Source organism: Acidovorax sp. GW823-FHT01C06 (genome assembly GCF_058798375.1).
Map to the genome: position 1 here is coordinate 1 of NZ_JBXAKN010000008.1, position 21,818 is coordinate 21,818.

At 66.9% G+C, this 21,818-nt stretch carries 20 protein-coding genes and 2 tRNA genes; 7 read left to right on the plus strand and 15 right to left on the minus strand.

Features of this window, described 5'->3' with window-relative positions:
• Positions 1-441: 441 nt before the first annotated feature.
• Entirely contained in the window at positions 442-585 is a 144-nt protein-coding gene (locus tag AC1RCS_RS16525) for a hypothetical protein (RefSeq protein ID WP_218294223.1), read from the minus strand.
• Positions 586-996: 411 nt separating this feature from the next.
• Between AC1RCS_RS16525 and AC1RCS_RS16530 the strand changes: the two genes are divergently transcribed.
• The 3 genes from AC1RCS_RS16530 to AC1RCS_RS16540 all read left to right on the plus strand — a co-directional run bounded on the left by AC1RCS_RS16530 (position 997) and on the right by AC1RCS_RS16540 (position 2,319).
• Complete coding sequence (locus tag AC1RCS_RS16530; protein WP_492245515.1) at positions 997-1,353, plus strand: Crp/Fnr family transcriptional regulator; 357 nt, start codon at positions 997-999, stop codon at positions 1,351-1,353.
• On the plus strand, positions 1,353-1,559 hold the full coding sequence (locus tag AC1RCS_RS16535) for a helix-turn-helix domain-containing protein (RefSeq protein ID WP_492262015.1): 207 nt from the start codon (positions 1,353-1,355) through the stop codon (positions 1,557-1,559). The genes AC1RCS_RS16530 and AC1RCS_RS16535 overlap by 1 nt, the downstream gene beginning before the upstream one ends.
• Before the next feature lie 73 nt (positions 1,560-1,632).
• A complete protein-coding gene (locus AC1RCS_RS16540; protein WP_492245513.1) occupies positions 1,633-2,319 on the plus strand; it encodes a Crp/Fnr family transcriptional regulator in 687 nt (228 codons plus the stop codon).
• 4 nt (positions 2,320-2,323) lie between these two features.
• Here AC1RCS_RS16540 and AC1RCS_RS16545 read toward each other — a convergent pair whose 3' ends face one another.
• Both AC1RCS_RS16545 and AC1RCS_RS16550 read right to left on the minus strand, forming a co-directional pair.
• Entirely contained in the window at positions 2,324-4,012 is a 1,689-nt protein-coding gene (locus AC1RCS_RS16545; RefSeq protein ID WP_492245512.1) for an acyl-CoA synthetase, read from the minus strand.
• Between the two features lie 22 nt (positions 4,013-4,034).
• Positions 4,035-4,796, minus strand: coding sequence for a nitroreductase (locus AC1RCS_RS16550; RefSeq protein ID WP_492245511.1), 762 nt, complete (start codon positions 4,794-4,796; stop codon positions 4,035-4,037).
• 374 nt (positions 4,797-5,170) lie between these two features.
• Here AC1RCS_RS16550 and AC1RCS_RS16555 point away from each other — a divergent pair, with 374 nt between their 5' ends.
• Positions 5,171-6,208 carry a LacI family DNA-binding transcriptional regulator gene (locus AC1RCS_RS16555; RefSeq protein ID WP_492245510.1) on the plus strand — a complete coding sequence of 346 codons (1,038 nt, stop codon included), beginning with the start codon at positions 5,171-5,173 and terminating at the stop codon, positions 6,206-6,208.
• Between the two features lie 211 nt (positions 6,209-6,419).
• Here the strand turns inward: AC1RCS_RS16555 and AC1RCS_RS16560 are convergent.
• From AC1RCS_RS16560 to AC1RCS_RS16605, 10 genes are all read right to left on the minus strand, one after another.
• A tRNA-His gene (locus tag AC1RCS_RS16560) sits at positions 6,420-6,495 on the minus strand.
• A 48-nt stretch (positions 6,496-6,543) separates the two neighbouring features.
• Complete coding sequence (locus AC1RCS_RS16565; RefSeq protein ID WP_492245509.1) at positions 6,544-8,472, minus strand: SurA N-terminal domain-containing protein; 1,929 nt, start codon at positions 8,470-8,472, stop codon at positions 6,544-6,546.
• 60 nt (positions 8,473-8,532) lie between these two features.
• Positions 8,533-8,608, minus strand: a tRNA-Val gene (locus tag AC1RCS_RS16570).
• Positions 8,609-8,623: 15 nt separating this feature from the next.
• On the minus strand, positions 8,624-8,896 hold the full coding sequence (locus tag AC1RCS_RS16575) for an HU family DNA-binding protein (protein WP_008906675.1): 273 nt from the start codon (positions 8,894-8,896) through the stop codon (positions 8,624-8,626).
• Between the two features lie 475 nt (positions 8,897-9,371).
• On the minus strand, positions 9,372-9,938 hold the full coding sequence (gene pgsA, locus AC1RCS_RS16580; RefSeq protein WP_218294243.1) for a CDP-diacylglycerol--glycerol-3-phosphate 3-phosphatidyltransferase: 567 nt from the start codon (positions 9,936-9,938) through the stop codon (positions 9,372-9,374).
• Between the two features lie 60 nt (positions 9,939-9,998).
• Positions 9,999-12,008: an excinuclease ABC subunit UvrC gene (uvrC, locus tag AC1RCS_RS16585; protein ID WP_492245508.1), complete on the minus strand. Its 2,010-nt coding sequence runs from the start codon at positions 12,006-12,008 to the stop codon at positions 9,999-10,001.
• A gap of 112 nt (positions 12,009-12,120) precedes the next feature.
• Positions 12,121-13,101, minus strand: a complete 981-nt coding sequence (locus AC1RCS_RS16590; protein WP_492245507.1) for a Bug family tripartite tricarboxylate transporter substrate binding protein — start codon at positions 13,099-13,101, stop codon at positions 12,121-12,123.
• A gap of 82 nt (positions 13,102-13,183) precedes the next feature.
• Positions 13,184-14,164 carry a Bug family tripartite tricarboxylate transporter substrate binding protein gene (locus AC1RCS_RS16595; protein ID WP_218338933.1) on the minus strand — a complete coding sequence of 327 codons (981 nt, stop codon included), beginning with the start codon at positions 14,162-14,164 and terminating at the stop codon, positions 13,184-13,186.
• A 47-nt stretch (positions 14,165-14,211) separates the two neighbouring features.
• Positions 14,212-15,192 (minus strand): hydroxymethylglutaryl-CoA lyase, encoded by a 981-nt coding sequence (locus AC1RCS_RS16600; protein ID WP_492245506.1) that lies wholly within the window; start codon positions 15,190-15,192, stop codon positions 14,212-14,214.
• Positions 15,189-16,394 (minus strand): CaiB/BaiF CoA transferase family protein, encoded by a 1,206-nt coding sequence (locus AC1RCS_RS16605; protein ID WP_369642244.1) that lies wholly within the window; start codon positions 16,392-16,394, stop codon positions 15,189-15,191. Before AC1RCS_RS16605 ends, AC1RCS_RS16600 begins: the two co-directional genes overlap by 4 nt.
• A gap of 132 nt (positions 16,395-16,526) precedes the next feature.
• Between AC1RCS_RS16605 and AC1RCS_RS16610 the strand changes: the two genes are divergently transcribed.
• From AC1RCS_RS16610 to efp, 3 genes are all read left to right on the plus strand, one after another.
• On the plus strand, positions 16,527-17,432 hold the full coding sequence (locus tag AC1RCS_RS16610) for a LysR family transcriptional regulator (RefSeq protein ID WP_218338936.1): 906 nt from the start codon (positions 16,527-16,529) through the stop codon (positions 17,430-17,432).
• Positions 17,429-18,583 carry an elongation factor P maturation arginine rhamnosyltransferase EarP gene (gene earP / locus AC1RCS_RS16615; protein ID WP_492245505.1) on the plus strand — a complete coding sequence of 385 codons (1,155 nt, stop codon included), beginning with the start codon at positions 17,429-17,431 and terminating at the stop codon, positions 18,581-18,583. The genes AC1RCS_RS16610 and earP overlap by 4 nt, the downstream gene beginning before the upstream one ends.
• A 155-nt stretch (positions 18,584-18,738) precedes the next feature.
• Complete coding sequence (gene efp / locus AC1RCS_RS16620) at positions 18,739-19,293, plus strand: elongation factor P (RefSeq protein ID WP_057223504.1); 555 nt, start codon at positions 18,739-18,741, stop codon at positions 19,291-19,293.
• 179 nt (positions 19,294-19,472) lie between these two features.
• On the opposite strand, the gene rimO is transcribed toward efp, so the two are convergent.
• Both rimO and phaR read right to left on the minus strand, forming a co-directional pair.
• Positions 19,473-20,864 (minus strand): 30S ribosomal protein S12 methylthiotransferase RimO, encoded by a 1,392-nt coding sequence (gene rimO / locus AC1RCS_RS16625; protein WP_218294235.1) that lies wholly within the window; start codon positions 20,862-20,864, stop codon positions 19,473-19,475.
• A 143-nt stretch (positions 20,865-21,007) separates the two neighbouring features.
• Positions 21,008-21,541: a polyhydroxyalkanoate synthesis repressor PhaR gene (phaR, locus tag AC1RCS_RS16630; protein ID WP_218294234.1), complete on the minus strand. Its 534-nt coding sequence runs from the start codon at positions 21,539-21,541 to the stop codon at positions 21,008-21,010.
• Positions 21,542-21,818 lie beyond the last annotated feature (277 nt).

The following is a 21,818-nucleotide window of genomic DNA, read 5'->3' on the forward strand; positions in this document are numbered from 1 at the left end:
CTGGGGCGGAATTCACCCTGCTCGTCGAAGTCCGTGATGGGGAACGACAGCAGGCCGGAGCCCATGATGGATTTGAGTTCTTGCGGGGTCATGGATGGTGGTATCAGGTCTGGTGGGTGGTCAGGGCGTATCAACAGGTCGTACAAGCGGCTTGCAGCACGCTGCCTTCAGCGGTTTCAAGCAGTGTTCAAGGGGGCGAGCCGCCTTTCAGACCGACCAAAGCGGCTTGAAAACCCGCTTCAGACCATGCCTAAACGGCAGCAACACACGAATGTTAACGTTAACATTTCCACAAACTATAGGGAAAACCCTTTGTTATGCGACATCTTGGGAAATTGCGGAAGGGGTGTGGGCTGACCGGAGCCGGCCCGAACGGCCCCTTCGATGCCCCGAGGACGCCGGGTACGAGACCGTTGTGCCGACGGCGTGACCCCTTCTCGGCTACCGCACCGCAGGCGCGGCCGCAAACACCTCGATGGTTTCGAGCGCCGAGACCGGGCGGCCGGCCTTGCCATCGCCCGCTACCACCAGCCGCGCCATACCGCGTGCCAGTGGCTGGCCGTCCAGCCGACAGGCGATCAGCACGCGCTGGTTGTCCAGCGACACCAGGGCTGGTAGCCGTCGGCCCCGGTGGCTACCAGGTACACGCCCTGCACGTTGGCACCGCCGGCGCTGTCAGGCCTCGACGCCGGCCACGCTACTCAGCAACACCCACCGGTCCGCGCCCGTGCAGCGGGCCCGGGTAGCGCAGCATGTACCAGCCCGAGAGCGGTGGCGGCCAGCACAGCCTTCATCAACAGGGCATTCCAGCGGGGCATGGGGCTTTCCAGTAGTGCTTGGGCAATGGGTCATTCTGACGCCATGGGCCGGGCCCGCCCCACCACCCTCACACCTGCTTGCACATCCCGCACCACCCGTCCTCTGGCTGGTTTCGCCGCACGTCAACTGGCATCTGCACTGTTGCGCAAGGCCTCCAGGCGCCGTGCCAGCAACTCCATGCGGTCGCCGCCCCAGAACAGCTCGCCCTGGTACGGGCTGGTGCGCGGCTTCCTGCAGATGTACGTGGTGGCGTCGGACGGTGCCGAAACCATGCTGTATTGTTTGCGCGAGGGCGAATGGGGCGGCGAGGGCTCGCTGCTCAAGAAGGAACTGCGCCAGTACGACCTGCGCTCGCTCACGCCGGCCCACCTGTGCCTGGTGCCGGTGGAGACCTTCGAAACGCTGCGCCAGTCGTCCATCGCGTTCAACCATGTGATCTGCGACATCATGAACGCGCGCATGGGGTGTTCGTGGGCATGCTGGAGGCATCGCGCCTGCGGGGTCCCGAGACACGGGTGGCCCGGGCCCTTCTGATGCTGGCCGACAGCCAGGGCGAGGCGGTGCAGGAGCTGCTGATCTCGCAGCAGGAACTGGCCCTGATCTGCGGGCTCTCGCGCCAGCGGGTGAACGTGGCGCTCAGCGTGTTCAAGCCCCGGGGCATCGTGCGCATCGAGCCCAATAAGGGCTCGCTGATCGTGCATGTGCCGCTGCTGCGCGACCATGTGACGGGCATCGCCTGAACCTTCGGGCCGGCCCCATTGGCGCGGAGCGTGATCTCCCGCAGAATCCGGCGGTGCCTGTTTCCACGCCACCATGACCGCAGATCCCCTCGACCTCTTCCTTGCCCAGTCGCCCTGGGTGTCCGCCCTCACCGCCGAGGAGGCCGCACGCGTGCGCCGGGCGATCACGGTGCGCAACTACCCTGCGGGCGGCGCGGTGTTCTCGAAGGGCACGCCCACCGCGCATTGGGCCGGGGTGATGGAAGGCATGCTCAAGCTGGACAACATCACCGCCGAAGGCCGCACCAGCACCTTCGCGGGCGTGCCCTCGGGCGCCTGGTTTGGCGAGGGCTCGGTGCTCAAGGACGAGCCCCGTCCCTACGCCGTGACGGCGCTGACCGACAGCGTGGTGGCCCTGCTGCCGCGCAGCGAGTTCCTGCGGCTGCTGCAAGAGAGCCACCCTTTTGCGCTGTGGCTGATCGGGCAGCTCAACGCGCGTCTGGCGCACTACGTGGCGCAGGTGCAGACCGACCGGCTGGGCGACACCACGGCGCAGGTGGCCTACAGCCTGTCGGGCTTGTTCAACGATGCGCTGTTCCCCAACACCGCGCGGCGCATCACGCTGTCGCAGGAGGAGCTGGGGCGCCTGTCGGGCGTGTCGCGCCAGGTGGCCAACCGGGCGCTGCAGGAACTGCAGGACCGGGGTGCGATCCGCCTGGGCTATGGCTCGATCGAGGTGATCGACCTGAAGGTGCTGCAGTCGATTGCCCGCGAAGGCTGAACGCTCAGCCTGCGGGCTCGGTCTGAATCTGCGCCAGCCGCGTGATGGCCTCGCGGCTGCCCGCGATCTCGCGCAGGCGGAACTTCTGGATCTTGCCGGTGGCGGTCTTGGGCAAGACCTCGAACACGATCTGGCGCGGGCACTTGAAGCGCGCCAGATGGCAGCGGCAGAACTCGATCAGCTCCTCGGCACTGACGCTGCCTGCGGCATCGGGCTTGAGCTCCACGAAGGCGCAGGGCACCTCGCCCCAGCGTTCGTCGGGCTGGGCCACCACGGCGGCCAGCAGCACGGCGGGGTGGCGGTGCAGCACGTCTTCCACCTCCACCGAGGAGATGTTCTCGCCGCCCGAGATGATCACGTCCTTGGAGCGGTCGGTGATCTGCACATAGCCGTCGGGGTGCAGCACCGCGATGTCGCCGGTGTGGAACCAGCCGCCGGCAAAGGCCTTGGCCGTGGCGCCGGGGTTCTTGAGGTAGCCCTTCATCACGGTGTTGCCCCGGATCATGATTTCGCCAGCCGTCACACCGTCCGCCGGCACGGGCTCCAGCGTGTCGGGGTTGAGCACGCGCAGGTGCTCCAGCGCCGCGGCGCGCACGCCCTGGCGCGCCTGCAGCCGGGCACGCCCGGCTTCGGGCAGGGCCGCCCAGCCGGGCTGGCGCACGCAGCTCACGGGCGTGCCCGAGACCTCGGTGATGCCGTACACGTGGTCCACATCGAAGCCCATCGCGGCGATCGCCTGCAGGATGGCGGCCGGCGGTGGCGAGCCCGCTGTGAGCACGCGCACCGGGCGCGGCAGCGCGATGCGCTCGTGCGCCGGTGCATTCGCCAGCATGGCCAGCACGGTGGGCGCGGCACAGAAATGGTCCACACCGTGCTCGGCAATGGCCTCGAAGATGGCCTTGGCCGTGACCTTGCGCAGGCACACATGCGTGCCCCCCGCCGCCGTGACGGCCCAGGTGAAGCACCAGCCGTTGGCGTGGAACATGGGCAGCGTCCACAGATACACCGGGCGGCGCGGCATCGCCCAGTCGGTCATCTGCAACAGGCTCATGAGGTAGGCCCCGCGGTGGCTGGGCACCACGCCCTTGGGGTCGCCGGTGGTGCCCGAGGTGTAGTTCAGTGCGATCGGGTCCCACTCGTCCTCGGGCCACAGGCCTTCGAAGGCCGGGTCGCCTTCGGCCAGCAGGGCTTCGTAGTCGAGCCCGCCAAGGGCCGGCTGCGCGGGCAGGCCCGCATCGTGGATGGTGATCACCAGCGGCTGCTGCGCCAGGCCCTCGACGGCCCTGGCCGCGAGCGCCGAAAATTCGCTGTCCACCAGCAGCACGCGCGCCTCGCCGTGGCGCAGGATGAAGCGGATGGCCTCGGCGTCGAGCCGGCAGTTGACGGCGTTGATGACCGCACCGCACAGGGGGATGCCCAGGTGCGCCTCCAGCATCGCGGGCGTGTTGGGCGCCAGGATGGCCACGGTGTCGCCGCGCTGCACGCCGCGTTGTGCCAGTGCGCTGGCCAGGCGGTAGGCGCGCTCGCGCGTCTGCGCCCAGGTCTGCGTGGTGCCGCCATGCACCACGGCGATGCCTTCGGGATGCACCTGCGCGCTGCGGTCCAGAAAGCCCAGCGGCGTGAGCGGCAGGTGGTTGGCGGGGGTGCGTTCCAGGCCGTGCTGGTAGGGGCTGTGGGGGGCTGCTTGGCTCATGCTGGTCTCCTGTTTTGCGCGTTCATGGGTGGTAGGTGGTGAACGACTCGACGCTCTCGCGCTCCGTCACCAGCGTGTTCTCGATGCCCGCCGGGTCGGCGTGGCCCAGGCTCATGCCGCAGACCACCATCTCGGTATCGGGGATGCCCAGTTCGGCGGCAATGACCTGGTGGAATTTGGTGAACGCCACCTGCGGGCAGGTGTCGAGCCCGCGCGCGCGGGCCGCCACCATCACGCTCTGCAGGAACATGCCGTAGTCCATTAGGCTGCCGGCCTGCATCACCCGGTTCACCGTGAAGATCAGCCCCGCGGGCGCATCGAAGAAGCGGTAGTTGCGGCCGTGCTGGGCGTGCATGCGCGCCTTGTCGCCCCGGGCGATGCCGAGCAGGCCATACAGGTCCCATCCCACCTTGCGGCGCCGGTTGACATAGGGCGATACCCATTCGAGCGGGTAGTAGTGGTAGGGCTCGGTGAGGGTCGCAGCCTCATCCTCATCGTTGTCCACGGCGGCGATGGCGGTGCTCAGCCGCTCCTTCGCGGCCCCCGTGAGCACGTGCACGCGCCAGGGCTGCGTGTTCATGCCCGAGGCCGCATGGCGCGCCACGTCGAGGATGGAATGCACCTCTTCGCGGGAGACCGGCGTGGGCAGGAATGCGCGGATGCTGCGCCGCGAGACGATGGCCCAGTCCACCGCCTGCCGCAGCTCTGGTAGGGAGGTGGGGGCGGCGGAAACCCGGCTTGCCGCTGGCGCGGCTGGGGATGTGCATGGGGGCGAACAGGTCATGGCGGCATGCTAGGCATGGACGCCGTCCGTGACTGTCGATGCAATGACATTTGGCCGCCTCCGCCTGCCATCCGCCGCGACGGGTCTCAGAACCGGCTCAGTCTCTTTTTGGAGGTCGCATCGGAGGGCAATCGGGATGAGTGGGCGCGTCGGGTGCGCCGCGTGGGCTCATGCCCATGCAGGCAGCCTGGGCGTCCAATCGCCCGATTTCACTCCAAACAGAAGGGCAACAGCCTTGCCGGGCGGTCTGCGGCGTTGCGGCGCTTGCCGATAGCACGGGCCATCGGCTGCGCACCGCGCCTGGCATCCCGTCCCGGCAAAGCACTTATGCGACTCCCCAAGGAGACTGAACAGGTTCTTATAGACTTCCCCGCATGCCAGCCTCCCCGCCCTCCCCCTCCCTTGCGCCCGCCACCCGCGACCGTCCTTCGGTCACGCTGCGCGAGGTGGCCGAGCGGGCCGGGGTCTCGATGATCACCGTCTCGCGCGCCATCAACACACCGCACCAGGTGTCGGAGGCGACGCGGGTGCGCGTACAGGAGGCCGTCTCCAGCATGGGCTACGTGCCCAACCTGGTCGCCGGGGGCCTGCGATCGGCGCGCAGCCATGTGGTCACCGCGCTGGTGCCCACGCTCACGGGGCCGCTGTTCGGCGAGATGGTGCAGGCGCTCACCGATGCGCTGGAGCTGCGAGGGTTCCAGGTGATGGTGGGCCAGGTCGGCTATGCACACTCGCGCGAGGACGAGCTGCTGCGCGCCATCGTCGGCCGGCGCCCGGACGGCATCGTGGTCACCGGCATCATGCATTCGCCCGAAGGGCGCCGCATGCTCATCGCATCGGGCATCCCCATCGTGGAGACCTGGGATTTCACCTCCACGCCCATCGACATGCTGGTGGGGCTGCGGCACGAACAGCTGGGCGCTGCCGTGTGCGAGCATCTGTACTCCAGAGGCCGGCGCCGCCTGGCACTGCTCAGTGGCGGCGACGAGCGCGCCGCACGCCGCGCACGGGGCTTCGAATCCGCTGCCGAGCGCCTGGGCCTGCGCGCGCCTGCCGTGCGTCTGGGCAAGTCACCCACCACGCATGCCGATGGGCGCGACGGCCTGGCCGCGCTGCTCGCCGGGCACCCCGACATCGACGCCGTGTTCTGCAGTTCCGACATGCTGGCTCTGGGCGTGCTGACCGAAGCCCGCGTGCGCGGCATGTCCGTGCCGGAACAATTGGCCGTGATGGGTTTTGGCGACATCGATTTCGCGCAGACCGTGAGCCCCAGCCTCTCCACCGTGCGCATCGACGGCACGCGCATGGGCCAGACGGCTGCCCGACTGATCGCCGACCGCGCCGAGGGCCGCCCCGTGGCCGAACCGGTGGTGGACATCGGCTTCGCGATCATCGGGCGCGAGAGTTCGTAATGCGCAGAGAACGGCATCGAGCAGCTCTGCATAGGTGGGGCTCACAGAGACTGGCCGGAGACGCGCAGGATTCAGGGTTCACATCACAGGATCCAGGTGCAGAAGCACTGATGCGCGCTCGGCCGTGAGGCACTTGAGGTGAATATTCCCATCATGGGAATAAATGACAAAAGCCGCTGCAACTTTGATAGTTGCAGCGGCTTTGCTTATATGGGGTGGCTGATGGGGCTCGAACCCACGACAACAGGAATCACAATCCTGGACTCTACCAACTGAGCTACAGCCACCGTAGCTTTGTATTATAGCCTGGGATTTTCATCCCACGGCCAATTTGATCAATTTTCTGCGGTAGCTTGTGCCAGGGCGGACGGACGAGGCGCCTTGATCTCTGCCTTGAAGCGCTTTTTCAGCATCTCGTAGTACGCCTGGCCCTCGGCCGATGCCCACCATTGCAGGTATTGCTGACGTTCTTGCTGGGCACGCTGCGCATCGGGGGCCTGGCGTGGCACCACACGGTTGACCTTCACCACCGCGTAGCCTTCAGCCCCCAGGTCCACGCCAGTCCAGGCCGGCAGGGGTTCCGTGGGTGTGTGCAGCGCGGCATCAATCACCGGCCGGGGCAGGCTCTGCACCTGCTCGCGTGAGATCTGGACAGGGGCGCTCAAGCCACTGGCGCTGGACGGAGTCGCCTTCCACGCTGCCAGCTTGGCTTCGCCTTCCTTGCGCGCCAGCTCCGAGGCCTTCTGCCCAATGTAAAGCTCCCGCACGCGGGCGCGAACCTCTTCCAGCGGCAGTGTCCTGGCGGGGGTGTACTGCACCACGCGGCCGGCTGCCATCTGGCTGGGCCCGACTTCCACGGCCTCGGTATTGCGCTTGTTCTGCAGCGAGTCCGAAGAAAAGAGGGCTTCGAGGAATTTGGCATTGGCCAGCGGGCCAGCCGCACCGGGCGCCGGCGTGCGGGTGATGCCGGATGCCGCCTGCACCTTCAGCTTGAGCTTGTCGGCCACCGGCTTGAGGCTGTCAGCCTGCTCGTACACACCATTGGTGAACGCTTCGGCCACTTCCGCGAACTTGCGCTGGGCCTGCTGCTGCTTGAGCTCCGCCTCCATGGCGGGGCGTAGCTCTTCGAAGGAAGGCTGGCGGGGCGCCTTGATGTCGGTCAGCTGAATGATGTGGTAGCCGAAGTCTGTTTCCACCACATCGCTGATGTCGCCCTTCTTGAGCGCAAAGGCCGCGTCTTCAAACGGTTTGACCATGGCGCCACGCCCAAAGAAATTCAGGTCGCCGCCGCCCGTGGCCGAACCCTTGTCGTCCGAAGCTTTCTTGGCAACCTCCGCGAACGTGGCGGGCGCCTTGCGCACCTGTGCCAGCAGTTCGGTGGCGCGGGCCTTGGCCTTCTCGCGGTCGGTCGAAGAGGCCTCCTTGGGGGCATTGATCAGGATGTGGCTGGCACGGCGCTCTTCCTTGCCTGCCATGCGCGCCACGTTTTCCTTGTAGTAGGTGCGCAGATCATCCTCATTGAGCGTGATGCCGGAACGCACGCTGTCGAGGTCCAGCACCACGTACTCCACCGCGGCCTGCTCCAGTTGCTGGAACTGGGCGGAGTGGGTCTTGTAGTACGCCTCCAGGTCCGCATCCGTGGGCACCACCTTGCCGGCGAAGTCCGTGGACTTGAAACGGGCCACCTGGACTTCGCGCTGCTCGTACAGCGAATCCAGCGCGACCTTGACCTGGGCATTGGTGCCGAACACCGAACCCATCACGCCGCCAAGGACCTGGCTGGTGGAAAGATCACGCCGTACGTTCGCCTCGAAGCCTTCGGGTGTCAGGCCCTGCGTACCCACCAGGGCCCGGTAGGCCTCCGCGTCGAGCGTGCCGTCCGCGCGCTTGAGCCCGGCGATCGCGGGGATCTCCTGCAGGCTGCGAGCCAGGCGCGAGTCGCTCGTCACCAGGTGCATGTCCTTCGCGGCGGCGGCCAGTACCCGGTCGCGCACCAGCCGCTCCAGCGTGGCATAGCGGGCCTGCGGCGAGTCCAGGAGCTTGGGATCGACCGAGGGAGACTGCGCGCGCATGCGGTCAGTCTCCATGCGATGTGCGTTGTCCCAGTCGGTCTGGTTGATCTTGTTGCCATCGACGCGCGCGACCACAGGGCTCTTTTCAGAGAAGTAGTTGCTGTCAATGCCCACCAGCACAAACGATGGAATGATCAGCAAGAACAATAAGACCATGACGATCTTGGAGTGCTTGCGGATGGATTCAAACATGGTCGATCTTTCAGAAGGCAAAAAACAAAAGGCGAACTTGCGTTCGCCTTTGTTCGGTGATGGTGGGTCCTGACGGTCTCGAACCGCCGACCTACTCCGTGTAAAGGAGCCGCTCTACCAACTGAGCTAAGGACCCCACCTAAACTGATCCTCAGTTCAAGGCATCTTTCAATGCCTTGCCAGGACGAAACTTCGGAACTTTAGCAGCTTTGATTTTAATCGTTGCGCCCGTGCGGGGATTGCGGCCCGTGCGGGCAGCGCGCTTGCCGACCGCAAAAGTGCCGAAACCGACGAGCGAAACGGTGCCGCCCTTCTTCAGGGTCTTCTTGACGGCCTCGATCGTGGATTCCAGGGCACGAGCAGCAGCGGCCTTGGAGATGTCGGCGTTGGTAGCGATGTGCTCAATCAGTTCGGTTTTGTTCACAAGAAGCCTCTCGGAAAAGAGTTGATGGAATGTCTCGCGGATATCTGGTCTTCACACGTCCGAAAGCACAGCCAAGGGCTGGTTGAAAACAGACGGGGGAATGACTGGCATACACAGCAGTGGCTGCTGCATCAGATTAAAGCCATCGAGTTTCCGGGTGTCAATACAACACGCTGCTTTGGAGCAGCGTTGCGTCGAATTCTAGTCGTATTTCACGCTGCGACAGGGCTTGTGGGGCGTTTTTGTCTCAAACATGCCGTATGGGCAGCATTCCGTATTGACACCCCAGTTCCAGCACTGCACGGCGGGCTGAAACACGTTGCCGCGCACCGGAATGCAGGGCGTCGGCGGGGTGACAAGAAGTACGCGGCCCCCGCCCCCCAGGGAGCCGGCGCCCCGGCCAGGGCGCGCGCCGAAAGGGGGCGAAAAGTCGGGCCTGGCCCAGGCCATGGCGCCTGCGGCCCACGGTTCCATGTCACTTCACGCGCGCGCGGATCTCGGGCAATGCCTTTTGCAGGTAGTAGACCATGGACCAGACCGTGAGCACGGCGGATGCCCAGATCAGCCAGGTGCCCCACACCCCGGTGTCGATCATTCCGAACAGACGCCCGTCGTACAGCAGGAACGGGATGGCGATCATCTGCACCGTCGTCTTGACCTTGCCGATCATGTGCACGGCCACGCTCTTGCTCGCGCCGATCTGCGCCATCCACTCGCGCAGGGCCGAGATGGCGATCTCGCGCCCGATGATGATGAGCGCCACGAACACATCGGCGCGCTGCAGATGGACCAGCACCAGGAGCGACGCGCAGACCAGGAACTTGTCGGCCACCGGGTCCAGGAAGGCGCCAAAGGACGAGGTCTGGTTCAGCTTGCGGGCCAGATAGCCGTCCAGCCAGTCGGTGGCGGCAAACACCACGAACATCACGGTGGCGATCAGGTTGCGCGTGGCGGGGTCCAGCGGCGCATAGAACACCCCCACGATCAAAGGTATCGCGACGATGCGCGTCCAGGTCATCAAGGTGGGGATAGTCCAGAACATGGCGGCGATTGTGTCACGGCGGCACGGGGAACTCCGGGTGCGCCGCGATCGGCACGGCGTCTAGCGCAATGCGCGGTAGATTTCCTCGGCAAGCTCGCGCGAAATGCCGTCCACCGTGGCCAGGTCTTCCACGCTGGCCGATGCCACGCCCCGCACACCGCCAAAGCGCTGCAGCAGCCGGGCGCGCTTCTTGGGGCCCACTCCGGCGATCTCCTCCAGTTGGCCCCCGCCCACGCGCACCTTGGCGCGCGCCGCGCGCATGCCGGTGATCGCGAAGCGGTGGGCCTCGTCGCGGATCTGGGCCACCAGCATCAGCGCGGCCGAGTCCTTGCCCAGGTAGACCTTCTCGCGCCCGTCGGCGAACACCAGCTCCTCCAGCCCCACCTTGCGTCCTTCGCCCTTTTCCACGCCCACGATGCGGGTAAGGTCCAGCCCCAGCGCGGTGAACACCTCGCGTGCCACGCCCACCTGGCCCTTGCCGCCGTCGATCAGCACCAGGTCGGGCAGGCGGGCCACGCCGCGGGGCTGAACGGGCTCGCCGGCCCCTGGCGCCGGGTTGGCCGCAAAGTCGATGCCCCCCGCCTCGCGCGCGGCTTCGGCCACCTTGCTGTAGCGGCGCGTGAGCACCTGCCGCATGGCGGCGTAGTCGTCGCCCCCGGTGATGCCTTCGATCTTGTAGCGGCGGTATTCGCTGCTCTGCATCTTGTGGTGGTGGAACACCACACACGAGGCCTGGGTGGACTCGCCGGCCGTGTGCGAGATGTCGAAGCACTCGATGGTGAGCTGGTCCAGGTCCTCGGGCGGCAGGTCCAGCGCTTCGGCCAGGGCGCGCGTGCGCGCCTGCTGCGAGCCCTCTTCCGCCAGCAGGCGCGCCAGCTGCAGGTCGGCGTTCTTTTGCGCCATGTCCAGCCAGGCGCGCCGCTGCTCGCGGGGCTGGTGCACGGCGGTCACGCGCAGGCCGCACTGGTCCCCCAGGGCTTCCAGCAGCGCCTTGTCCACCGGCTCGCTGGTGACCAGTACCGGGGGCACGGGCACGCCGATGTAGTGCTGTGCAATGAAGGCCTCGAGCACCAGCACCTCCACGCGGCGGGCGACGCGGGTGGGGGTGGCGTCGTCGGCGCCCTCGCCCCCCTCTTCCTCGAACACGGCCGCGGCGTCCTCCACATGCACGGGGAAGTACGGGCGGTCGCCCAGATGCCGCCCGCCGCGCACCATGGCCAGGTTCACGCAGGCACGGCCGCCCAACACCCGCACGGCCAGGATGTCCACGTCCTTGTCATGAGCGGTCTCGATGGACTGCTGGTGCAGCACGCGCGACAGCGCCTGGATCTGGTTGCGCACCTCTGCGGCCTGCTCGAACTCAAGCTGGCCGGAGTGCGCCATCATGCGCGCCTCCATGGCCTGCAGCACCTCCTGCGTCTCGCCGCGCAGCATGGCCTCGGCATGCGCAACGTCGGCGGCATAGGCTTCGGGCGATATCAGGTTGACACACGGCCCCGTGCAGCGCTTGATCTGGTACAGCAGGCAGGGCCGCGTGCGGTTGGCGAACACCGTGTCCTCGCAGGTGCGCAGGCGGAACACCTTCTGCAGCAGCTGGATGGACTCCTTCACCGCCCAGGCGCTGGGGTACGGGCCGAAGTAGCGGTGCTTCTTGTCCACGGCGCCCCGGTAGTACGCCATGCGCGGAAAAACCTGCGAGGGCGAATCCCCGCGGCCCGCCCCGGCAGCCCCCGGCGTGCCGGTGATCTTGAGATAGGGGTAGCTCTTGTCGTCGCGGAACAGGATGTTGAACTTGGGGTTCAGCGTCTTGATCAGGTTGTTTTCGAGCAGCAGCGCCTCTGCCTCGGAGCGCACCACCGTGGTCTCCATGCGCACGATCTTGCCGACCATGTGGCCGATGCGCGTGCCGCCATGGTTCTTGGTGAAGTAGCTCGATACGCGGCGCTTGAGGTGGCGCGCCTTGCCCACATACAGCAGCGCGCCCTGGGCGTCGAAATAGCGGTAGACACCGGGCAGCGCGGGCAGCGCAGCCACCTGCGCCAGCAGTTCTTCGGAATGCACATCAGACATGCCGCATATTGTGGCTGCGCGCAGGACAGCGCACAGCCACCTCCACCCGGCATGCTACAGAAATAATAGCTACTGGCGCTTGTCAATCAAGTGCCGACGGCCAATTTGATCCTTATTCCGCTTCGATCTTCGAGGTCTTCACCACCGAGGCCCAGTTGGCCAGGTCGGCCTTGACCTTCTCGCCCAGCTGCGGGGGCGACTGGTAGTCGGCCGTGGCGCCCTGCTCCTGGGCCTTCTGCTGGAAGGCCGGGTTCTGCACCACGGTGCGGATGTCGGCCGTGAGCTTGTCCACCACGGCCTTGGGCACAGCGGCCGGGGCGAACACCGCGAACCACGAGGTGGCATCGACCTTGGGGTAGCCCGCCTCGGCGGTGGTGGGCACGTCGGGCAGGCTGGGCAGGCGCTGCTTGCCGGTCACGGCCAGCACGCGCAGCTTGCCGCTGGCGATGTGGGGCATGAACGGGGGCGCGGTGCCGAAGGTCAGGTCCACCTGGCCGCCCAGCAGGTCCTGCAGCGCGGGGCCCGTGCCCTTGTAGGGCACGTGCACCATCTTCACGCCGCCCTGCTGCTCCAGCATGGCGCCGGTCACATGCTGCAGCGAGCCATTGCCCGACGAGGCGTAGTTGAGCTTGCCCGGGTTGGCCTTGGCGTAGGCGATGAGCTCGGCCAGCGTCTTCACGGGCAGGTCGTTGCGCACCACGATGATCTGCGGGGCCGAGATCACGTTAGCCACGGGCTGGAAATCCGCCTGGTCCCACTGCTTTTGCCTGGTGATGTGGGGCGAGATCACGTGGTAGCCGGAGTACTGCATCAGCAGCGTGTAGCCGTCGGCCTCGGCGCGCTTCACGGCGGATGCCGCGATGTTGCCGTTGCCGCCGCCCTTGTTGTCCACCACCACCGACTGGCCGAGCACGGGCGCCAGCGCCTGCGCCAGCATGCGGGCCGACAGGTCCGTGGTGCCGCCGGCGGCGGTGGGCACCACCAGGGTCACGTTCCTGGACGGGTAAGCGCCCTGCGCCCCCACGCTGCCAACACAGCAGGTGCCCAGGGCCGCGAGGGCCAGGATGGTGAATTGTTTGCGGGTTGTGTTCATGAACGCGATGTCTCCGTTGTCGTTGTTGCGAAGGGTTTGACCCCCAAAAAAGTGAAAAGCCGAAAGGGGCGGCGGCCGCCCCTCAATCGACCGTCGCCCCCGTGTCCTTGACGACACGGCTCCACTTGGGCAGATCGGATTGCACCAGCGCGGCCAGCTGCGCCGCCGTGCCCTTGAAGGGCTCGCAGCCCACGGTGGCCAGCTTGTCCACCACGTCCTTGTGCTCCAGCGCGCGGGCCACCTCGGCCTGCAGCAGCGCCACGATGGGCGCAGGCGTGCCGGCGGGTGCAAACAGCGCATACCAGGGCGCCTGGCCAAAGCCCTTGAGGGTTTCGCCAATGGTGGGGGCATCCGGCAAGGCCGCCACGCGTTTTTCATTGACCACGCCCAGCACCTTGAGCTTGCCCGCCTTGATGAACGCAATGGCCGACGGCAGGCTTTGCACCGACAGCGGCACCTGTCCGCCCACCACGTCGGTGGCCGCCGCCGCCGAGCCCTTGTAGGGAATGTGCTGCAGCTGGATGCCGGCGGCCTTCTGCAGCATCTCGCCGATCAGGTGGTTCAGCGTGCCATTGCCGGCCGAGGCGATCGAATATTTGCCGGGGCTGGCCTTGGCCAATGCGACCATTTCAGCCACCGTGCTGGCGGGGAAGGATGGGTGTGCCACCAACACATAGCCCGCCGTGGCCACGGGCGCCACGGGCGCGAAGTCCTTGACGGGATCGAACCCCGGGTTCTTGTACAGCGCGGGGCCGATCACATGGGCGCTGTCGGCCGTGAGCAGCAAGGTATAGCCATCGTTGCGCGCACGGGCCGTGGCGCCCGTGGCCAGCGTGCCGCCCGCGCCGGGGCGGTTGTCCACGATCACGCTCTGGCCCAGTTGCTCGCCGAGCTTTTGCGCCACCACGCGCGCAATGGCGTCGTTGGCGCCGCCCGCCGCCTGGGGCACCACCACGGTGATGGGCTTGGAGGGGTACTTGTCCTGCGCGCCCGCGGCCAAGGCGGCGGAGCACAGCACGGCGGCGGTAAAGATGCGGCGGGACAGCGGGGTGTGAAATGTCATGGCGTTTGTCTCCTCGTGTTATTGGGGTAATGCGGGCTCGCCCGTGTTCAGCGGGCAAGCGCCCTTTCGCGGATCGCCTCGAAATCGGCAGGCACCGGGTGCAGCGCCAGGCGCGGACCCGCCTTGGCGATCTGGCTGGGAATGTCGTGATCGATGAACGCAGGCAGTTGCCGCGCCACCGCCACGAGTTGCGCCAGATCCACCCCGGTGTCATAGCCCATCAGCGCCAGTGCATGAACGATCTCTTCGCTGCACACATTGCCGCTGGCGCCCGGCGCATAGGGGCAGCCGCCCAGGCCGCCCAGCGAGGCATCGAACCGGTCTGCGCCTGCGTCAATGGCCGCCAGCACATTGGCCAGCCCCATGCCGCGCGTGTTGTGGAAATGCAGGGTGAACTCCACCCCCGGCCAGCGCGCGCGGGCTGCCGCGGTGAGCTGGTGCACCTGCGTGGGGTAGGCCATGCCCGTGGTGTCGCACAGCGTGATGCCACGCACGCCCCGATCCACAAAACGCTGCACCCAGCCGAACACATCGGCCTGGGCCACATCACCCTCCATGGGGCAGCCAAACACACAGGACAGCGACACATTCACCGCCACGTTGGCGCCCTGCGCCAGGGACACCACCTGCGCCAACGCCGCGAACGACTGTTCCTGCGTCATGCGCAGGTTAGCCAGGTTGTGCGTGGTACTCACCGACATGACGAGATTCAGCTCGTCCGTGCGCGACTCGATGGCGCGCTCGGCCCCGCGCAGGTTGGGCACCAGTGCGGTGTAGACCGTGCCCGGGCGGCGCGTGATCTCGCGCATCACGATCTCGGCGTCTTTCAGCGCAGGAATGGCCGTGGGCGAGGTGAACGAGGTCACCTCGATCTTGGCCAGGCCCGCTGCCGACAGCGCATTGCACAGTGCGATCTTGTCGGCCGTGGGCACGAAGGCCTTCTCCATCTGCAGGCCGTCGCGCAGGCCGACTTCCTGCATGTGGATGCGGCGGCCTGCGCCCTGCCACACCGTATTGGATGCACTCATTGAATCACCCCCTTGCTGCGCAGCAGCGCAATCTGTTCGGCCGTGAGGCCTGCCTCGGCCAGCACCGCATCGGTGTCGTCGCCCAGGTGCGGAGCGCTGCTGCGGATGCTGCCCGGCGTGGCCGAGAGCTTGGGTACGATGCCGGGCACCTCCACGCTGTAGCCGTCGCGCGTCTGTTGCGTGAGCAGCATGTCGCGGGCGCGGTAGTGCGGGTCTTGCGCAATGTCCTTGGCGGTGTAGACCTTGCCGGCGGGCACGCGGGCAGCGCCCAGGGCGTCCAGCACCTGCTGCACCGTGCGCTGCGCGCTCCAGGCGCCGATGGCGGCGTCGATTTCTTCCACGCGGGCCACGCGGCCGGTGTTGTTGGCCAGGTCGGGCGCGGCGCCCAGGTCGGGCCGACCAATCGCGTCCATCAGGCGCTTGAAGATGCTGTCGCCATTGCCCGCCACCAGCACCCAGCCGTCGGTACAGGGGTAGGCGTTGGACGGCGCGATGCCCGGCAGCGCACTGCCCGCGGCCTCGCGCACGGCACCGAAGGCGCTGTATTCGGGGATCAGGCTTTCCATCACGTTGAACACCGCCTCGTGCAGCGCCACGTCGATCACCTGGCCTTTGCCGCCGTTGACCTTGCGGTGGTACAGCGCCGTGAGCACGCCGATGGTGCCGTGCAGCGCCGCCAGCGTGTCGCCGATCGACACGCCCACGCGCACCGGCACGCGGCCGGGCTCGCCCGTGAGGTGGCGCAGGCCGCCCATGGCCTCGCCAATGGCGCCAAAACCGGGCAGGTCGCGGTACGGCCCCGTCTGGCCGTAGCCCGAAATGCGCAGCATGACCAGGCCGGGGTTGAGCGCGTGCAGCTCCTGGGGCGACATGCCCCAGCCTTCGAGCGTGCCGGGGCGGAAGTTCTCGACGAGCACGTCCGCCTCGGCGATGAGCTGGCGGGCGATGTCCTGGCCTTCCTTCTGGCGCAGGTCCAGCGCCACCGAGCGCTTGTTGCGCGACTGCACCTGCCACCAGACGGAGGTGCCTTCCTTGATGAGGCGCCAGTTGCGCAGCGGGTCGCCCGTCTCCGGGGCCTCGATCTTGATCACATCGGCGCCGAACTCGCCCAGCGTCTTGCCGCAGAAGGGCCCGGCGATGAGCTGGCCCATTTCGATGACGCGCACGCCTTGCAGCGCGGCGGGGGAAGCAACGGAATCCATGGAAATACATTCTCCTGCGGCCTCGCTCCGGGCCGGTGTGCGCGAATCATGCGCAGCACGCGCGGCGCCGTAAATCGCTCAAGCACGAAGCTGCCATCGCAAACCAGCATGGCGGGGTACCATCCACGGTCCATGAAACTCGACCCCGTCTCCCTGCGCCTGTTCGTGGCCGTGATGGAAGAAAACACCATCGCCGCCGCCGCCGCGCGCGAGCACCTGGCCGCCTCGGCCGTGAGCCGCCGCCTGGCCGACCTGGAGGCGGCCCTGCGCGTGGAGCTGTTCACCCGCAGCAACAAGGGCACCGAGCCCACCGCCGCCGCGTTCGCGCTGCTGAACATGGCACGGGGCGTGCTCAACGACCTGGACGGCATTGCCACGCAGATGCATGACTACGGCACGGGCGTGCGCGGCCATGTGCGCGTGGTGGCCAACATTTCGGCCATCACGCAGTTCCTGCCGGCCGAGCTGCAGAGCTTCATGGCGCTGCACCCGCAGGTGGATGTGCGCCTGCAGGAGCAGATCAGCAGTGCCATCGCCCATTCCGTGGCCGAGAACGCGGCCGACGTGGGCATCCTCAACGAAGGCCACTACGGCGAGCGCGTGACGCTGCTGCCCTACCGCACCGACGAACTGGTGCTGGTGGTTCCCACCGGCCACGCGCTGGCGCGCCGCAAGGCGGTGCGGCTGGCCGATGCCCTCCCGTTCGACTTCGTGGGTGCCCACCCCAACAGCGCCATCAACAACCAGTTGGCCCGGGCGGCCTCCGCGGCGGGGCTGCCCCTGCGCCTGCGCATCCAGGTGACCAGCTACGACGCGCTGTGCCTCATGGTCAACGCCGGCCTGGGCGTGGGCGTGATGCCGCGCGGCAGCGCCGCGCTGTACCAGGGCAAGCTGGCCGTGCGCACCCTCACGCTGAACGAGCCCTGGGCACACCGGCGGCTGGCGCTGTGCGTGCGCTCGGAAGAGGCGCTCTCCAGCGTCGCCCGGCTGCTGGTCGATCACCTGCGCAGCCCCCCGCCATCCCCCCCCGCCCCATGACCCAGTCTTCCGCCCCCCTGCAGTGGGACGTGTTCTGCCGCGTGATCGACAACTTTGGCGACATTGGCGTGTGCTGGCGCCTGGTGGCGCAGCTGGCCGGCCTGGGCCACCGCGTTCGGCTGTGGGTGGACGACGCCTCGGCCCTGCAATGGATGGCTCCCACAGGCTGCCCCGGCGTGGAGCTGCGCGCCTGGGGCTCGCCACCGCCCGGCCCCGGCGAGCCGCCGCCCGATGTGATGGTGGAAGCGTTCGGTTGCGATATTGCTCCTGAATTCATAGCTTACAGCGCTTGCCAGGCAAGCGCCATGAGCCCAAAGCACCCAAAACCGGTCTGGATCAATCTGGAATACCTGTCGGCTGAAAGCTATGTGGAGCGCCATCACAGGCTCTCCTCGCTCCTCTCGTCCGGCCCCGCTGCCGGCTGGACACGCTGGTTCTTCTATCCCGGCTTCACCCCCGGCACGGGCGGGCTGCTGCGCGAGCCCGGCCTGATGGCACGGCGCGTGGCGTTTGACCGCAGCGCCTGGCGTGCACGGCACGCGTCAGCGTTCGGCCTGGGCCATGGCGGCCCCGAGCAGCGCTGGGTTTCGCTGTTCTGCTACGAACCCGCCGCCCTGCCTGAGCTGCTGCGCCACAGCCAGGCACAGCCCACGCAGTTGCTCGTCACACCCGGTCGCCCCACCGCCGCCGTGCGGGCAGCGCTGGCGGAAGACAGCGCCAAGACGACGAGCCAAATTGACCGCCAGCCCTTGTCCGACAAGCGCGAGCAGCTCTGCATTTCATACCTGCCCCACCGGCCCCAGCCCGCCTTCGACGAGATGCTGTGGGCCTGCGACTTCAACGCCGTGCGGGGCGAGGACTCGCTGGTGCGCGCACTCTGGGCCGGGCAGGCGCTGGTCTGGCAGATCTATCCCCAGCACGACAACGCGCACCACGACAAGCTGCGGGCGTTCCTGGACTGGCTGCAGGCGCCGCCTTCGCTGCGGCGGTTTCATGCCACCTGGAACGGACTGGACCAGGCTGCGCTGCAGTGGCCCGATGACGCCACCCTGGCGGAATGGACCGCGTGCATCCAGGCGGCCCGTGCACGGCTGCTGACGCAGGACAATCTCGTCGCACAGCTTTTGGGCTTTGTCGCTGAAAAACGGTAAAATCCAGGGCTTTGCGCAAAACAGGGGCGGCACACCGGTGTCCAGCCCTGGCGCATTCCCGCCGCGGAACATGCATCGGCAGGGCAAAACCAGCTGGTCCACCCAGCGAATTTGCCGGCCCGCGCGTTGAGCGGCCCCAACCCAAGCAACTTGCTATGAAAATCGCTCAAGAAATCCGCGCCGGCAACGTCATCATGCACGGCAAGGACCCCATGGTGGTCCTGAAGACCGAATACGCCCGCGGCGGCCGCGGTGCCGCCACCGTGCGCATGAAGCTCAAGAGCCTGATCGGCAACTTCGGCACCGAAAACGTGTTCAAGGCCGACGACAAGATCGACAACGTGATCCTGGACAAGAAGGAGTGCACCTACTCCTACTTCGCCGACCCCATGTATGTCTGCATGGACACCGAGTTCAACCAGTACGAAGTCGAAGCCGAAAACATGGGCGACGCACTGAACTACCTGGAAGACGGCATGTCCCTGGAAGTGGTGTTCTACGACGGCAAGGCCATCTCGGTCGAACTGCCCACCAGCGTCGAGCGCGAAATCACCTGGACCGAGCCCGCCGTCAAGGGCGACACGTCCGGCAAGGTGCTCAAGCCCGCCAAGATCGCCACCGGCTTCGAAGTGCCCGTGCCCCTGTTCGTCTCGCAAGGCGACAAGATCGAAATCGACACCCGCACCGGCGAATACCGCAAGCGCGTGTAAGCATCGTGTGGCACCCAGCAAAAAGGCTTCCCTCGGGAAGCCTTTTTTCATGGGGTCCTGCCCCACGGCTCTATCAAAAAATGAGCTGCCGCCGCTTGCTGCCTATAGGTTTCCAGGAGAAAACACCTTGAAACCCTCTACACACCAGCGCTGGCAGCTCACTTTTTTCAATCACCCATTCAGATAGGCTGTGCCACCAGGTCGTGCCCGCGCACGCCCACGATGCGGGCCCTGGTGAACTCGCCCACCTTCATGGTCTTGCTGATCTTCTCGGGCGGCAGCAGCTGCACCGTGCCGTCGATCTCGGGCGCATCGGCGTAGGTGCGGCCCACGCCGCCCTTGCGGCCCAGGCCCGGGGCGGAGTCGACCAGCACCTGCATGGTGGCGCCCACGCGGCGCTGCAGGCGGGCGATGGAGACCTCTTCGGCCACGGCCATGAAGCGGGCGCGGCGTTCCTCGCGCACTTCCATGGGCAGCATGCCGGGCAGTTCGTTGGCGGCGGCGCCGTTCACGTCGCTGTAGGCAAAGCAGCCCGCACGGTCGATCTGCGCCTCGCGCACGAAGTCCAGCAGGTGCGCGAACTCTTCTTCCGTCTCACCGGGGAAGCCGGCGATGAAGGTGCTGCGGATGACCAGCTCCGGGCACACCTCGCGCCAGCGCTGGATGCGCTCCAGGTTGCGCTCGCCGCTGGCCGGGCGCTTCATGCGCTTCAGGACATCGGGGTGGCTGTGCTGCAGCGGCACGTCCAGGTATGGCAGCACCTTGCCCGTGGCCATGAGCGGCAGCACCTCGTCCACGCTCGGGTAGGGGTACACATAGTGCAGCCGCACCCAGGCGCCGTAGGGCTCGGCGATCTCGCCCAGGGTCTGCACCAGCTCCAGCATGCGGGTCTTGACGGGCTTGCCGTCCCAGAAGCCGGTGCGGTACTTCACGTCCACGCCGTAGGCAGACGTGTCCTGGCTGATCACCAAGAGCTCCTTCACGCCGCCTTCGAACAGGGCCTTGGCCTCGCTCAGCACGTCGCCGATGGGGCGCGACACCAGGTCGCCGCGCATCGAGGGGATGATGCAGAAGGTGCAGCGGTGGTTGCAGCCCTCGCTGATCTTGAGGTAGGCGTAGTGCTTGGGCGTGAGCTTGATGCCCGCGATGCCGAAGTTGCCGGGCACCAGGTCGATGAAGGGGTCGTGCGGCTTGGGCAGGTTCAGGTGGACAGCGTCCATCACCTCCTGCGTGGCGTGCGGACCGGTCACGGCCAGCACGCTGGGGTGCATCTGGCGCACCATGTTGCCGCCATCCTCGCCCGCGCGCGCGCCCAGGCAGCCGGTGACGATCACCCGGCCGTTCTCGGCCAAGGCCTCGCCAATGGTGTCCAGGCTTTCCTTCACGGCATCGTCGATGAAGCCGCAGGTGTTGACGATGACGAGGTCAGCCCCGTGGAAGGTCTTGGAGGTTTCGTAACCCTCGGCGCTCAGCTGCGTGAGGATCAGTTCGGAATCCGTGAGGGCCTTGGGGCAGCCAAGGCTCACAAAACCGACTTTGGGTGTTTTCGTGGGGGACAGTACTTCGCTCATATCCCCGTATTGTCCCAGTTCCGGCGTGCAACAGGGTGGGATTGCCCATTTCCCGAACGCTTGCCGTGCCCGGCGGCCCGTGAAACCGGCGCGCCCGGGGCCAGCGGACGCCGTGGAATCCGCGTCGCCAGTGGCTCAGGGGCTTACCTTTTGATGCCGAAGGCGCCCAGCATCTGCTCCGTCTGCTTTTGCATCTGCTCCTGCATCTGCGTGAGCATGGACTGCGACTGCTCCACGTAGTTGCCCATCATGCCCTTGAGCATGGGCGACTGCAGGCTCATGAACTGCGCCCACATCTCCGGGGTCACGCTTTGCGACTGCTCGGCCAGCTTGGCCTGGATGTCGGTGAAAGCCTGGACGTTCTTCTCCAGGTAGGCCCCCATGAAGCCCTGCATGGCATGGCCATAGAAACGGATGATGTTGGCCAGCACGGCCTCGGTGAACATGGGGGCGCCGCCGGCCTCCTCCTCCAGGATGATCTGCAGCAGGATGCTGCGCGTGAGGTCCTCGCCCGTCTTGGCGTCGCGCACCACCACGCTCTGGTGATCCATCACCAGATGGCGCACTTCGGCCAGCGTGATGTAGGTGGAGGTATCCGTGTCGTACAGACGACGGTTGGGGTATTTCTTGATCACGCGCTGGGCCGATTTGGACGCGGCACTTTTCTGTTCGGACACAACGAACTCCTCGGGCTCGGAAACCCATGTATTGCAGTGCAACACATTCTAGGGAGGGAGAGCCCCGGCAATTGCAAAGGAATACCCTGATGGCAACTTGTCCACCCCTGCCGCAGGGGCGCCTGCAACGGGTTGTGCGCCCGCCTGCCGACCAGCCCATGGCGGGGCCCACGCGCATGCACGGCGAACAGGCGCGGCGCCCCGTCCGACAGACAGCGCCCGGTGCCGATGCGAGAGTCGCTGTTCCCGCCCATCTGCCGTTCGCGGCCTCGCCCCA